This is a genomic window from Curtobacterium sp. BNK-1 (assembly GCF_048685235.1).
Taxonomy (GTDB): Bacteria; Pseudomonadota; Gammaproteobacteria; order Enterobacterales; family Enterobacteriaceae; genus Pantoea; species Pantoea agglomerans.
The window spans coordinates 242,506-257,186 of the sequence record NZ_JBLQTJ010000001.1; the positions used below are offsets into that span (position 1 = coordinate 242,506).

Genomic DNA, 14,681 nt, shown 5'->3' on the forward strand with positions numbered 1-14,681 from the left:
GGCTGCCGATAACGAACTGATACACAGTTTTCCTGTTATACGGCCAGCGCTTTCTTTATAACTGCTGGCACCAGCCCCTTTCTCTTTATTTTGCGCAGCGGAATGCCATGCCCCGGATTAAAAAACTACTGGGAAAAGACCAGATAAAAGCGCCGTTTAACCCTTTTCGTTTCCGACTGATCTGCCTGGGTGTCACGACCTGTCTGGTGGTGCTGCTGGCGCGCGTCGCGGACCTGCAGTTCCTGAATCAGCCGATGCTGGAGCACGAAGCGGATCAGCGATCGCTGCGTACCGTGACGCTGCCGACCAGTCGCGGCACGCTGCTGGATCGTAACGGTGAAGCGCTGGCGCTCAGCGTCCCGTCGCGCGACGTGATTGCCGATCCGCAGCGTGTGCTGGAGAGCAACCCCGATTTTACCAGTGCCAAATGGGCCTATCTGGCGGCGGCGCTCAACACCCGTCCCGAAGAGCTGGCGGCGCAGATCACCGCCAACCCGAAACGTCGCTTCCTCTATCTGGGGCGTAAAGTCGAGCTGGGCATCGCCAAAGATATTAAAGAGCTGAAGCTGAAAGGCATCAGCGAAGTCTATGACGACAGCCGTTTCTATCCGATGAGCGAGGCCTCTGCGCCGCTGATCGGCATCGTCGGGGCGGATAACGTCGGCCTGAACGGACTGGAAAAGGGCTTTGATAAAGTATTGCAGGGCGAGCCGGGCAAAGAGGTCTATCGGCAGGATGCCGCGGGCAATATCATCGCGATGATCAACTATCAGCCGCCGACCCAGCCGCCGACGGTACAGCTCAGCATCGACAAATATGACCAGTACACGCTCTACAGCAAACTGCGCGATGGCGTACTGATCAACAAGGCGGACTCCGGTGCGGCCGTGCTGGTGAAAATCGACACCGGCGAGATTCTGGCGATGGCCTCCTATCCGTCGTTCAACCCCAACAATTATGAAGGGGCAACGCCCGCGCAGATGCGTAACTCTGCCATCAATGACAGCTACGAACCGGGATCGACCGTCAAGCCGTTAGTGGTGATGGAAGCGCTGGAGCGCCACCTGGTGCGCCCGGATTCGGTGATCGACACCACGCCTTACAGCGTTAACGGCCACCTGATCCGCGACGTCGGCCACTGGCCGCGCCTGACCATGACCGGCATTTTGCAAAAATCGAGCGACATCGGCGTGTCACACCTCGCGCTGGCGATGCCCGCCGAAGCGCTGGTCAACACCTATCATGCGTTCGGCCTTGGCAAACCGACCGGCTTAGGGCTGACCGGCGAAAGCGTCGGCTACTTTCCGTTGCACCGCACCCGCTGGGCAGATATCGAGCGGGCCACCTTCTCCTTTGGCTATGGCCTGCGTGTGACGCCGCTGCAGATTGCCCGCGAATACGCCACGCTCGGCTCCTATGGCATTTACCGTCCGCTGTCGATCACCCGCGTTACGCCACCGGTCATGGGACGCCAGGTCGCCAACCCGGAAACGGTGAAAGAGGTGGTGCACATGCTGGAGAGTGACGTCCTGCCGGGCGGAACCGGGCTGAAAGCTGCGGTGCCGGGCTACCGTCTGGCAACCAAAACCGGTACGGCGGAAAAAATGGGCACCAGCGGCAAGTATGATGGCGGCTACGTCAACTACACCGCCGGTCTCGCTCCCGCCAGCCATCCTGAAGTGGCGCTGGTGGTGATGATCAACCATCCGACGGCGGGCGATCACTTCGGTGGCTCGGTTGCTGCGCCGGTGTTCGGCAATATCATGGGACCGGTACTGAAACACATGAATATTGCACCGGATGCCATCTACACCAAACCGGCGGCCACTCCTTCAGATAAATCTTAGACAAATCAGAGTGTAAGCGAGGCGTGAAGGATATTCACACCTCGTTGCACTTCCCCGAATTCGGTTGCGTTTTCCTGCTGTCTCCGCGCGGTCAATCAGTGCGAGGATAGCAGTCCCAGAGGTATTGATGGGTGTGAAAACAACACCGCTTCGGCAGTGAGACCCTGTTATTACACCAACCCACGCAGATGCGTGGGTTTTTTTTGCCTGCTCGCCTGAGCCTGCCGTTACCGCTGTAAAAACCGCCGCTAATTCAACATCGTTCTTAACGAAACCCTGACAGTTTGCCAATAGAAAGGCGCGTCGCCTTTCACTGATAATGGCCGCCGTGAAGCCTGGCGGTTTTTTGTCCGCCGCCGCTCACTGCCGCATTCCGCACGTTCCGGGATTTCTTTTTTTGCTTATCTGAAGAGTTCGACGATGACTCACCTTTCTCGCCCCGCGCGTTCCTTTGGGCTTAAATGGCTGCTTCTGTTGCTGGTGGCGGCGATTGTCGCTGGGGTTATCTGGCGTCTGCTGGCGGCAGGTCACGGGCCGGGCGAGGGGATGCCGTCGGGCAGACCGGGTGCGCATGGCATGATGGGCGGAGGGGCAACGCTGGTTCACAGCGGTGTCGCCAGCACGGCGGATGTGCCGGTGTGGCTGAATGCACTCGGCACGGTCATCCCCAACGCCAGCGTCACGGTGACCAGCCGCGTTGACGGCCAGCTGGAGCAGGTTTTCTTTACTGAGGGGCAGAAAGTCAGCGCCGGGCAGCTGCTGGCGCAGATCGATCCGCGCAGCTTTCAGGCCACGCTGAACCAGTATCAGGGCGAACTCAGCGAAAACCAGGCGCTGCTGAAAAGTGCGGAGCTGACGCTGGCGCGCTACCGCAAACTGGCGGCGCAGGATGCACTGGCACGTCAGGATCTGGACAGCCAGATTGCCACCGTCGGGCAGTATCGCGGTGCCGTCGCCGCCGATCAGGCGCAGATCGCCAGTGCGAAACTCAGCATTGAATATGCCCGGATCACCGCCCCGATCAGCGGGCGCGTCGGCCTGCGTCAGGTCGATCCCGGCAACATGGTTCAGAGTGCCAGCAGCACCGGCCTGGTGACTATTACCCAGATGCAGCCCGCCGCCGTGACCTTTAGCGTGCCACAAAGCGAAATCCCGACGCTGGTCAGCGTGCTGCATCAGGGGCAAAGCCTGCCCGCCACGCTGTATGATCAGGACAACCAGCATCAGCTCGGCAGCGGCGAGGTGAAGTTCATCAGCAACCAGATCGACACCGCCACCGGCACCGTGGCGCTGAAAGCGGTGTTCTCCAACCAGGATGAGTCGCTGTTTGCCAATCAGTTTGTGAATCTGCGGCTGCAGACCCGGGTGCTGAAAGGCGCGACGGTGATCCCGGCCCAGGCGCTGCAGCTGAGCAGCGACGGCAGTTTTGTCTTTGTGATCAATCAGGATCACAGCGTCACGCGCAAAGCGGTCACCACCGGTCCCGCTTTCGGAGACGATCAGCAGGCGATCCTCAGCGGCGTTTCGCCGGGCGATCGGCTGGTGACGGAAGGGATCGATCGTCTGACCAGCGGCAGCAAAGTGTCGCTGGCTGATGAGACGCCTGCCGCTGCGGGTGCTGTGTCGAAATGAACCCGTCGCGCCTGTTTATTCTGCGTCCGGTCGCCACCATTCTGCTGATGGTCGGCGTGCTGATCGCCGGCATTTTTGCCTGGAAATTCCTCTCTACCTCGGCGCTGCCGCAGGTCGACTATCCGATCATTCAGGTCACCACGCTCTATCCGGGTGCCAGCCCGGATGTGATGGCATCGTCGGTCACCTCACCGCTGGAGCGCCAGTTAGGGCAGATGGCGGGGCTGAGCCAGATGAGCTCCACCAGTGCCAGCGGCTCCTCGATCATTACCCTGAAGTTCAGCCTCGATCTGTCGCTGGATGTCGCCGAGCAGGAGGTGCAGGCAGCGATCAATGCGGCGAATAACCTGCTGCCCGACGACCTGCCCAATCCGCCGACCTACAAAAAGGTCAATCCGGCGGACAGCGCGGTGGTGACGCTGGCGGCGAGCTCCAGCACGCTGCCGTTGACCGCGGTGCAGGATCTGGTCAACACCCGGGTGGCGCTGAAGCTGTCGCAGATCTCCGGCGTCGGTATGGTGACGCTGGCGGGCGGCCACCAGCCGGCGATTCGGGTGCAGATGAATCCTCAGGCGCTGGCGGCGCATCATCTGACGCTGGAGGCGGTAAATACGCTGATTGGTAACAGCAACGTCAATGGCTCCAAAGGTGGCTTTGACGGGAAATATCATTCGGTGACCATCGACGCCAACGACCAGCTGCGCACCGCAACCGAGTACGGCAACCTGATCCTCAGCTATGAGAATGGCGCGGCGCTGCGCCTGAAAGATATCGCCCACATTGAACAGGGTCCGGAAAACAGCTTCCAGTCGGCGTGGGCCAACAACCAGCCCGCGATTGTGATCAGCGTGCAGCGCCAGCCGGGCGCGAACGTCATCCAGGTGGTGGACAACATCAAGGCGCAGCTCCCCGCGCTGCAGGCGGCACTGCCGGACGGGGTGAAGATGACCATTCTCTCCGATCGCACCCAGACCATTCGCGCCTCGATCAGCGACGTGCAGTTTGAACTGATGCTGTCGATTGCGCTGGTGGTGATGGTGACTTTCCTGTTCCTGCGCAACGTGGCCGCCACGCTGATTCCGAGCGTGGCAGTGCCGCTGTCGCTGGTCGGCACCTTTGGTGTGATGTATCTGGCTGGCTTCAGCCTGAATAATCTGTCGCTGATGGCGCTGACTATCGCCACCGGTTTTGTCATTGATGACGCCATCGTGGTGGTCGAGAACATCTCCCGGCGGCTGGAGCAGGGTGAGTCGCCCATGGAAGCGGCGCTGAAAGGCTCCCAGCAGATTGGCTTCACCATTATCTCGCTGACCTTTTCCCTGATTGCGGTGCTGATCCCGCTGCTGTTTATGGGCGATGTAGTCGGGCGACTGTTCCGGGAGTTTGCGATTACCCTGGCGGTGGCAATTCTGGTGTCGATGGTGGTATCGCTGACCCTGACACCGATGCTGTGTGCGTATCTGCTGCGCCACATTCCGCCCGAACAGCAGTCGACGTTTGCCCGCAAGGGCGGCGAACTGTTTGATGCCCTGGTGCGCGGTTATGATCGGCTGCTGAACGTGGTACTGAACCATCAGAAACTGACGCTGCTGGTGGCGCTGGCCACCTTCGGGCTGACGGCGCTGCTCTACATGATGGTGCCGAAAGGCTTCTTCCCGACCCAGGATACCGGGCTGATTCAGGGCATTACCGTCGCCTCACAGGACGTCTCGTTTAACGCCATGGCAACGCGGCAGCAGGCGTTGTCGGCGCGGATCCTGAAAAACCCGGCGGTGGAGAGCGTCTCATCGACGATCGGCATCGACGGCACCAACACCAGCCTTAACAGCGGGCGGTTACAGATCAACCTGAAGCCGTTTGGCTCGCGTGATGTGAAAGCGGGTGAGGTGATTAAACAACTGCAACAGGCGACCGCCGATGTGGCGGGCATCCGGCTCTATCTGCAACCGGCGCAGGATCTCACCGTCAACGATCAGGTCTCGCCGAGTCAGTATCAGTTCACCCTCGATGATGCCGACAGTGAAAATCTTGTCAGCGCGTCGCCGAAACTGGTGGCGGCATTGCAGCAGCGGCCCGAGTTTAATGGCGTGGTAAGTAACCTGCAGGATCAGGGGCGCGTCTCTTACGTTGAGCTGAACCGCGATAAAGCGGCGCGCTTCGGCATTACTGCCTCGGACGTGGACACCGCGCTCTATAACGCCTTTGGTCAGCGGCTGGTCTCGACCATCTTCACCCAGTCGAATCAGTATCGGGTGGTGCTGGAAGTGGCTCCGGCATACCAGCAGGGTCCGGCGTCGTTTGATGATGTCTGGCTGCAATCGTCCGGCAGCAGCAGTTCGGCGTCGTCATCCACCAGCACGGCTTCATCAACGTCTTCGTCTTCATCAACGTCTTCGTCAACATCGTCGTCAACGTCGACGTCCACTTCAGCCTCTGACACCAGCGCCAGCTCGACCAGCAGCGGCATGGTCAAACTCACTTCTATCGCCACCATCCACCAGCGCACCGGTTCGCTGATGCACATGCGGCTGAATCAGTTTCCGGCGGTGATGATCTCCTTCAACCTTAATCCGGGCTATTCGCTGGAGGATGGACAGCGGGCGATCGCGGAAGTACGGCAGCAGCTGCATCTGCCGGAGAGCACCACACTGCGTTATCAGGGGGAAACCTCGGCGTTTCAGAGCGCCACCGGCAACACGCTGTGGCTGATTCTGGCGGCGCTGATCACCATGTATGTGGTGCTCGGCATCCTCTACGAAAGCTTTATCCATCCGGTGACCATCCTCTCTACGCTGCCGTCGGCGGCGGTGGGCGCGTTGCTGACGCTGCTGCTGGCGGGCACCGAATTCAGCCTGATTGCGCTGATTGGGGTGATACTGCTGATCGGCATCGTGAAAAAGAACGCCATCATGATGATCGACTTCGCGCTGGAGGCGGAACACCATCAGCAACTCAGCGCGCGCGACGCGATTCATCAGGCCTGCCTGCTGCGCTTCCGCCCGATTCTGATGACGACGATGGCGGCGCTGCTGGGTGCGCTGCCGCTGATGCTGGCCTCCGGCTCCGGGGCAGAGCTGCGTCAGCCGCTGGGGCTGGTGATTGTCGGCGGGCTGATTGTCAGTCAGGTGCTGACACTCTTCTCCACGCCGGTCATCTACCTCCTGTTTGATGGGCTGGCGCAGCGCGGTAACGCCTGGGTGAAACGCCGTCAGCAGCGGGCGCGGAGCGGGCAATGAATCTGACCCGACTGTTTATCTTTCGTCCGGTGGCGACGCTGCTGCTGACGCTGGCGATCCTGCTGCTGGGCGCGCTGGGCTACCGGCTGCTGCCGGTGGCACCGCTGCCGCAGGTCGATTTTCCTACCATCATGGTCAGCGCCAGCCTGGCAGGCGCCAGCCCGGAAACCATGGCGGCGACGGTCGCTACGCCGCTGGAACGTTCGCTGGGGCAGATTGCCGGTATTAGTGAGATGACCTCCAGCAGCTCGCAGGGCTCCAGCAGCATCATCCTGCAGTTTGAACTGGACCGCGATATCAATGGCGCGGCGCGCGACGTTCAGGCGGCAATCAACGCAGCGCGCAGCCTGCTGCCCAGCGCAATGGCCTCGCTGCCAACCTATCGCAAAGCCAACCCGTCAGACGCGCCAATAGTGATGCTGGCGCTGACCTCTGCCACCCGCACGCCAGGCGAGCTCTACGATCTGGCGGAGAGCAAAATCGAACAGGCGATGGGGCAGGTACAGGGCGTCGGCGAAGTGTCGCTGATGGGCAGCGCCTTACCGGCGGTGCGGATTGATCTGCAGCCGCTGAAGCTGACCCATTACGGCATCTCGCTGGAGACGGTGCGTGCCGCCGTCGCCAACAGCACCACTAATCTGCCTAAAGGGATCTTACAGGGCAGTGACCAGTCGTGGCTGGTGGACAGCAACGGCCAGCTGGAGAAGGCGGCCAGCTACCGCGATCTGATCATCACTTATCAGCAGGGCAACGCGGTGCGGCTGCGTGACGTCGCCACGGTCTATGACTCGGTGGAAGATCGCTATCAGGCGGGGTTTCTGAATGCCACACCGGCGGTGATGATCGGTATCAAACGTCAGGCGGGTGCCAACATGCTGGAAACCATCGACGCGATAAAAGCGCAGTTGCCGCAGCTGGAAAAGAGCCTGCCCGCTGACAGCCAGCTGAACGTGGTGGTTGACCGTTCGCCTGGCGTGCGCGCCTCACTGTATGACACCGAAGAGACGCTGCTGATCGCGGTGCTGCTGGTGATTGCGGTGGTGTTTATTTTTCTGCGCAATCTGCAGGCGGTGATCATTCCGGCGCTGGCACTGCCGGTGTCGCTGATCGGCACCTGCGCGGTGATGTATCTGCTGGGATACAGCCTGGATAACCTGTCGCTGATGGCGTTGATTATCGCCACCGGCTTCGTGGTGGATGATGCGATTGTGGTGCTGGAGAACATCACCCGTCACATTGAGCGCGGGCTGAGCCCGCTGCGGGCGGCGCTGCGCGGGGCGCAGGAGGTGAGCTTCACCGTGCTGTCGATGACCGTGTCGCTGATCGCGGTGTTCATCCCAATCCTGCTGATGGGCAGCATTGTCGGGCGGCTGTTCCGCGAATTCGCCGTGACGCTCACCGTGTCGCTGCTGATCTCGCTGTTTGTTTCGCTGAGCCTGACGCCGATGCTCTGCGCCCGCCTGCTGAAACCAAAGCCGCCCGTCAGCCAGCGGCCGCATCCGCTTTATCAGTTGATTGAAAACCAGCTAAATCGCCTGCTGGCCGCCTACGGGCGCGGGCTGGCCTGGGTGATGCGCCATCAGAAACTGACGCTGCTCAGCCTGCTGCTGACCGTACTACTGAATGTTTTTCTCTTCGTCGTGGTGCAGAAGGGCTTTTTCCCCAATCAGGATACCGGGCTGCTGATGGGTGCGCTGCGCGCCGATCAGAACATCTCGTTCCAGGCGATGAAGCCGAAAATGCTGATGTTCACGCAGATCATTCAGCAAGACCCGGCGGTAGAGAGTGTGATGTCGTCGATGGGCAGCGGGATGTTTGGCTCCCGTAACAGCGCCAACTTCTTTGTGCGGCTTAAAGATTTTGATCAGCGCGATGCGACCGCCACCGAGGTGGCCAACCGGCTGACGAGAAAAACCAGTCACATCGCCGGGGCGCAGATGTTCCTGATGGCGGCGCAGGACCTGCACATTGGCGGACGCAGCGCCAACGCCACGTATCAGTACAGCCTGCAGGCGGACGATCTCGATCTGCTGCGCACCTGGACGCCGAAAGTGCAGGCGGCGCTGGCGGCGATCCCCGAGCTTAACAGCGTGGACTCCGATTCGCAGACCGGCGGCCAGGAGGTGGAGCTGAACATCGATCGTGATCGCGCCACCCGGCTGGGCGTCAACGTGAACATGCTGGATACGCTGCTGAACAATGCGTTCAGCCAGCGGCAGATCGCCACGCTCTATCACACCCTGAATCAGTATCACGTGGTGATGTCACTGCAGGATAGCGACACCGCCAATCCTGAGACGCTGCAGCAGCTTTATGTGATTAACGACAGCGGTGACCGCGTGCCGCTCTCCGCTTTTGCCCGCTTCAGCGGCGGCAACGCGCCGCTGTCGGTGGCGCATCAGGGCCAGGCCGCGACCAGCACCCTGGCGTTTAATCTCAACGAGGGGGTGTCACTGGAACAGGCGCAGGAACTGATAAAACAGGCGATGGCGAAGCTGGGCCTGCCGTCGACCCTTCATGCCGGTTTTGCCGGCACCGCCGCCGCCTTTTCTCAGCTGACCGCGACCATGCCGTGGCTGATTCTGGCGGCGCTGGCGGCGGTCTATCTCGTGCTCGGCGTGCTCTATGAGAGCTACATCCATCCACTGACCATTCTTTCGACCCTGCCGTCAGCGGGCGTCGGCGCGCTGTTACTGCTGCTGCTGACCGGCACGCAGCTCACGGTGATCGCGCTGATTGGCATCATCCTGCTGATCGGCATCGTGAAAAAGAACGCCATCATGATGATCGATTTCGCCATCGACGCGGAACGGCAGCAGGGCATGTCGCCACAGCAGGCGATCACCCAGGCGTGCCTGATGCGCTTCCGGCCCATCATGATGACCACGCTGGCCGCCTTTTTCGGCGCGTTGCCGCTGGCGCTGGGCAGCGGCGGTGATGCCGATCTGCGCAGCCCGCTGGGCATCGCTATTGCGGGCGGACTGGCGCTCAGCCAGCTGCTCACGCTGTTTACCACGCCGGTTGTTTATCTTTGGCTCGATCGTCTGGGCCGTGCCACTCAACGTCAATGGCGTCGTCTGCGCCCTACGGAATCCTGATCCATGAAACCGCTTATCCCCTTTGTTGTGATGCTGCTGCTGGGCGGCTGTAGCGTCGGTCCCGACTATCAGCGCCCCGCGATGGTGATGCCGGTCCACTATAAAGAGGCCAGAGGCTGGCAGCAGGCGACGCCGCTTGATGCGCAAAGCAAAGGCGAATGGTGGGCGGTTTATCACGACGCCACCCTGAGCGGCCTGCTGAACCAGGTGAGCATCTCGAACCAGAACGTGGCGAATTATGCCGCGCAGTACCGGCAGGCACAGGCGCTGGCGAGTGAGTCACGCGCGGCGCTGTTTCCCTCGCTGGGCTATGACGGCAGCGCGACGCGCAGCGGCAGCCACGCGACTGACAGCAGCGTTCGCACCACCAGCAGCAGCCATCAGGCGGAGCTGAGCGCCAGCTGGGAGCTGGATCTGTGGGGCAAACTGCGACGCACGCTGGAGGAGAACCGCGCCAGCGCCTCGGCCAGCGCGGCGGAACTGGCCAATATCACCCTGAGCGCCCAGTCTGAACTGGCGCAGGACTATTTCCAGCTGCGCATCATGGATCAGAAAATCGCGCTCTATCAGCAGAGCGTTGATGCTTATCAGCGCTATCTGAAAGTGATTACCAGCCAGTATCAGGCGGGCACCGCGTCGCGTGCCACCCTGGCTCAGGCGCAGCTGCAGCTGGAGAGCGCCAGCGCCTCGGCGCAGGATTATCAGTGGCAGCGTGCACAGATGGAGCACGCCATTGCGCTGCTGGTCGGCAAAGCACCCGCTGAATTCAGCCTGACCGCCGCGCCGCTGACGGCCACGCTGCCCGCGATTCCGGCAGCCCTGCCGGGCGAGCTGTTGCAGCGCCGTCCCGACATTGCTTACGCCGAACGTAACATGGCCGCCGCCAATGCTGCGGTGGGCGTGGCGGTGGCCGGTTACTATCCCGACCTGACCCTGAGCGCCAGCGGTGGCGTCAGTTCTTCCGTGCTGCATTCGCTCTTCTCGCTGCCGAATCGCGTCTGGTCGCTGGGGCCGGAGCTGAGCGGCACGCTGCTGGATTTTGGTGCGACCGCAGCACAGGTCGATCAGGCACGAGCGGGCTGGGATGCCAGCGTTGCGACCTATCGTCAGACGGTGCTGACCGCAATGCAGGAGGTGGAAGATAAGCTGGTGGAGCTGAACACGCTGCAGGGTGAGATCGCCGCGCAGCAGCGCGCCACCGACGCGGCGCAGACCTCTGCGCGGGTAACCCGTTTGCAGTACGAGGCGGGCATGATTACGTATCTGGATGTGGCGACCACCGAAAACAGCCGCCTGAGTGCGCAGCAGAGTTTGCTGACGCTGCAGAGCACGCAGTGGGTCAGCAGTGTGGCGCTGATTGCGTCACTCGGCGGTGGCTGGCAGGCACCCTGAAGGCGGCGTCAGGTTACCGATAATTCTGTTGTCGAACCGCGTCAAATCCTGCATCGTGAGGGGCTATTTTCACGATGCTAAGGAGCCGGCATGGTTTTCACACTATTGCGCCTGATATTTCGCCTGTTATGGCGGGTCGAACTGCGTGGCGACGTCGCCGAACTGCATAAGCAGAAGGTATTGATCACGCCGAACCATATGTCGTTTCTCGACGGCATATTGCTGGCGCTATTTTTGCCGATTAAGCCGGTCTATGCGGTCTATTCGACCATCAGCGAAAGCTGGTTTATGCGGCTGGTTAAACCCTTTATCGACTATGTACCGCTCGATCCCACCAAACCCATGGCGCTCAAACAGCTGGTCAGGCTGATCGACAGTGGCCGTCCGGTGGTGATCTTCCCGGAAGGACGTATTACCGTCACCGGATCGCTGATGAAGATCTACAGCGGGGCGGGTTTTGTCGCGGCGCGTTCGGGCGCGAATGTGGTGCCGATGCGCATTGAAGGCGCAGAGTACACGCCGTTTGGTCGTCTGGCGGGCGTGTTTAAACGTCGCCTGTTCCCGCGCATCACCCTGACGATTCTGCCCGCCACCCGCATTCCGATGCCGGAGGCGAAACGGGCGCGCGATCGGCGCGTGCTGGCCGGTGAGCATCTGCATCATGTGATGATGGAAGCGCGCATGGCGGTGCGTCCGCGTGAAACCCTGTTTGAGGCATTTCTGGCGGCGCGTACGCGTTATGGCGCGTTTAAGCGCTGCATCGAAGATGTCAATTTCAAACCCGACAGCTACAACGGACTGCTGAAGAAGGCGCTGGGCGTGGGCCGTATTCTGGAGCGCTACAGCCAGCCGCGCGAAGTGGTAGGACTGCTGCTGCCCAATACCACCGTCACGGCGGCGGCGATTTTCGGGGCATCCCTGCGCGGACGTGTTCCGGCGATGCTCAACTATACGGCGGGCGTGAACGGCATGCGGGCGGCACTGACCGCCGCGCAGATCAAAACGGTCTTCACGTCGCGCCAGTTCCTGGACAAAGGCAACCTGTGGCATCTGCCGCAGGGGCTCGATGATGTGCAGTGGATCTATCTGGAAGATCTGAAAGATACCGTGACCAGTAAGGACAAACTGTGGATCGTCGCCCATCTGCTGATGCCGCATCGCGCACAGCTGCCCCAGCAGCCGGAAGACGCCGCGATGGTACTGTTTACCTCCGGCTCGGAAGGCAATCCTAAAGGGGTGGTGCATTCGCATAAAAGCCTGCTGGCGAACGTCGAACAGATTCGTACCATCGCCGACTTCACCCCGCGCGACCGCTTTATGTCGGCGCTGCCGCTGTTCCATGCATTTGGTCTGACCGTCGGGCTGTTTACGCCGCTGATGACCGGCGCGCAGGTGTTCCTCTATCCCAGCCCGCTGCACTATCGCATCGTGCCGGAGCTGGTCTATGACCGCAACTGCACCGTGCTGTTTGGCACCTCGACCTTCCTCGGCAACTACGCGCGCTTTGCCGCGCCCTATGATTTTGCCCGCCTGCGCTATGTGGTGGCGGGGGCGGAGAAGCTGCAGGAGAACACCCGTCAGCTCTACATGGAGAAGTATGGCATTCGCATTCTTGAAGGCTACGGCGTAACCGAATGCGCGCCAGTGGTCGCGATTAACGTGCCGATGGCGGCGAAGGCGCACACCGTCGGACGCATTCTGCCGGGCATGGATTCGCGGCTGATGTCGGTGCCGGGCATTGAGCAGGGCGGACGGCTGCAACTGCGCGGACCGAACGTGATGAAGGGCTATCTGCGGGTTGAGAATCCAGGCGTGCTGGAAGTGCCGGTCGCCGACGATGGCGAAGGCAATCAGGAAGCGGGCTGGTATGACACGGGTGATATCGTCAGCTTTGATGACGGCGGTTTCTGCCAGATTCAGGGGCGCGCCAAACGCTTCGCGAAGATTGCCGGTGAGATGGTGTCGCTGGAGATCGTCGAGCAGATCGCTCTGAAAGCGTCGCCGGACAAACAACATGCCGCCTCGCTGCGCCCGGATGGTCAGCGTGGTGAGGCGCTGGTGCTGTTCACCACCGACGCTGAACTGGCGCGCGACAGCCTGCAGAAAGCGGCCCGCGAGCTGGGTGCGCCAGAACTGGCGCTGCCGCGTGATATCCGGGTGATGAAGCAGTTGCCGCAGCTGGGCAGCGGTAAACCCGATTACGTCACGCTGAAAAAAATGGCGGAAGAGGAGCAGGCATGAGCCTTGATCGTAATGCGCCGCTGATGTCACGCGGCATGATCGCCGTGATTATCGCCCAGTTCTTTTCGGCCTTCGGCGATAACGCGCTGCTGTTTGCCACGCTGGCCGTACTGAAAAGCCAGTTCTATCCCGACTGGAGTCAGCCGGTGCTGCAGATGCTCTTTGTCGCAGCCTACATTCTGCTGGCACCGTTTGTCGGTCAGGTCGCGGACAGCATGGCAAAAGGGCGGGTGATGATGCTCGCCAACAGCCTGAAGCTGCTGGGCGCGCTGGTGATCTGCTTCGGCTTCAACCCCTTCCTCGGATATACCCTGGTGGGCGCGGGCGCAGCCGCTTACTCTCCGGCTAAATATGGCATCCTCGGTGAGATCACTCACGGCGAGAAGCTGGTGAAAGCCAACGGGCTGATGGAGGGATCGACCATCGCCGCCATTCTGCTCGGCTCAGTGGCGGGTGGGATGCTGGCTGACTGGCATCTGCTGGCGGCGCTGGGGATCTGTGCGCTGACCTACGGCATTGCCGTGGTGGCCAACCTGTTTATCCCGAAACTGCAGGCGGCGCGTCCTGGTCAGAGCTGGCAGCTGGGTATGATGGTACGCAGTTTTTTCAGTGCTGCCGCGCTGCTATGGCGTGATGCGGAGACGCGCTTCTCGCTGCTCGGCACCAGCCTGTTCTGGGGCGCAGGCGTGACGCTGCGTTTTCTGCTGGTGCTGTGGGTGCCGGTGGCGCTGGGCATCAGTGACAACACCACGCCAACGACCCTGAATGCCATGGTGGCGATCGGGATTGTGATTGGGGCGGCGGCGGCGGCGAAGCTGGTGACGCTTGAAACGGTGCGTCGCTGTATGCCAGCCGGTGTGCTGATTGGTGTGATGGTCGTCGTCTTCGCGCTGCAGCATTCTCTGCTGAATGCCTATCTGGTGCTGATGCTGATTGGCGCGCTGGGCGGTTTCTTTGTGGTGCCGCTGAATGCACTGCTGCAGGCGCGGGGCAAAGAGAGCGTCGGTTCAGGTAATGCGATTGCGGTGCAGAATCTGGGTGAGAACAGCGCCATGCTGATCATGCTGGGGCTCTATACGCTGGCGATCAAGGCGGGTGCCCCTGCGGTGGCGACGGGCGTCGGTTTTGGCGTGCTGTTTGCGCTGGCGATAGCGCTGCTGTGGCTGTGGCGTCCGGCTAAGCGTTAAGCGATTCACCGCCTCTCTCCGGGATAGCCGGAGAGAGGCGGGCGCCCT

7 protein-coding genes are annotated in these 14,681 nt (G+C 61.3%); all 7 read left to right on the plus strand.

Going from position 1 to position 14,681, the window contains the following annotated elements:
• The first annotated feature begins 107 nt into the window (after window positions 1-107).
• The 7 genes from ACMGGP_RS01115 to lplT all read left to right on the plus strand — a co-directional run bounded on the left by ACMGGP_RS01115 (window position 108) and on the right by lplT (window position 14,633).
• Window positions 108-1,847: a penicillin-binding transpeptidase domain-containing protein gene (locus ACMGGP_RS01115; RefSeq protein WP_010251720.1), complete on the plus strand. Its 1,740-nt coding sequence runs from the start codon at window positions 108-110 to the stop codon at window positions 1,845-1,847.
• Window positions 1,848-2,267: 420 nt separating this feature from the next.
• On the plus strand, window positions 2,268-3,479 hold the full coding sequence (locus tag ACMGGP_RS01120) for an efflux RND transporter periplasmic adaptor subunit (protein ID WP_498798054.1): 1,212 nt from the start codon (window positions 2,268-2,270) through the stop codon (window positions 3,477-3,479).
• A complete protein-coding gene (locus tag ACMGGP_RS01125; protein ID WP_498798055.1) occupies window positions 3,476-6,715 on the plus strand; it encodes an efflux RND transporter permease subunit in 3,240 nt (1,079 codons plus the stop codon). Before ACMGGP_RS01120 ends, ACMGGP_RS01125 begins: the two co-directional genes overlap by 4 nt.
• A complete protein-coding gene (locus ACMGGP_RS01130) occupies window positions 6,712-9,813 on the plus strand; it encodes a multidrug efflux RND transporter permease subunit (protein ID WP_167423625.1) in 3,102 nt (1,033 codons plus the stop codon). Before ACMGGP_RS01125 ends, ACMGGP_RS01130 begins: the two co-directional genes overlap by 4 nt.
• A 3-nt stretch (window positions 9,814-9,816) precedes the next feature.
• On the plus strand, window positions 9,817-11,205 hold the full coding sequence (locus ACMGGP_RS01135; protein ID WP_033770886.1) for an efflux transporter outer membrane subunit: 1,389 nt from the start codon (window positions 9,817-9,819) through the stop codon (window positions 11,203-11,205).
• A 90-nt stretch (window positions 11,206-11,295) separates the two neighbouring features.
• Window positions 11,296-13,446 (plus strand): bifunctional acyl-ACP--phospholipid O-acyltransferase/long-chain-fatty-acid--ACP ligase, encoded by a 2,151-nt coding sequence (aas, locus tag ACMGGP_RS01140; protein ID WP_010671792.1) that lies wholly within the window; start codon window positions 11,296-11,298, stop codon window positions 13,444-13,446.
• A complete protein-coding gene (gene lplT, locus ACMGGP_RS01145) occupies window positions 13,443-14,633 on the plus strand; it encodes a lysophospholipid transporter LplT (protein ID WP_010251689.1) in 1,191 nt (396 codons plus the stop codon). The genes aas and lplT overlap by 4 nt, the downstream gene beginning before the upstream one ends.
• Window positions 14,634-14,681: the final 48 nt, after the last annotated feature.

Excerpts from the sequence above, each read along its gene's own strand:
- ACMGGP_RS01115 (WP_010251720.1), top strand. The coding sequence starts at position 108 with ATGCCCCGGATTAAAAAACTACTGGGAAAAGACCAGATAAAAGCGCCG.
- ACMGGP_RS01120 (WP_498798054.1), top strand. The coding sequence starts at position 2,268 with ATGACTCACCTTTCTCGCCCCGCGCGTTCCTTTGGGCTTAAATGGCTG.
- ACMGGP_RS01125 (WP_498798055.1), top strand. The coding sequence starts at position 3,476 with ATGAACCCGTCGCGCCTGTTTATTCTGCGTCCGGTCGCCACCATTCTG.
- ACMGGP_RS01130 (WP_167423625.1), top strand. The coding sequence starts at position 6,712 with ATGAATCTGACCCGACTGTTTATCTTTCGTCCGGTGGCGACGCTGCTG.
- ACMGGP_RS01135 (WP_033770886.1), top strand. The coding sequence starts at position 9,817 with ATGAAACCGCTTATCCCCTTTGTTGTGATGCTGCTGCTGGGCGGCTGT.
- aas (WP_010671792.1), top strand. The coding sequence starts at position 11,296 with ATGGTTTTCACACTATTGCGCCTGATATTTCGCCTGTTATGGCGGGTC.
- lplT (WP_010251689.1), top strand. The coding sequence starts at position 13,443 with ATGAGCCTTGATCGTAATGCGCCGCTGATGTCACGCGGCATGATCGCC.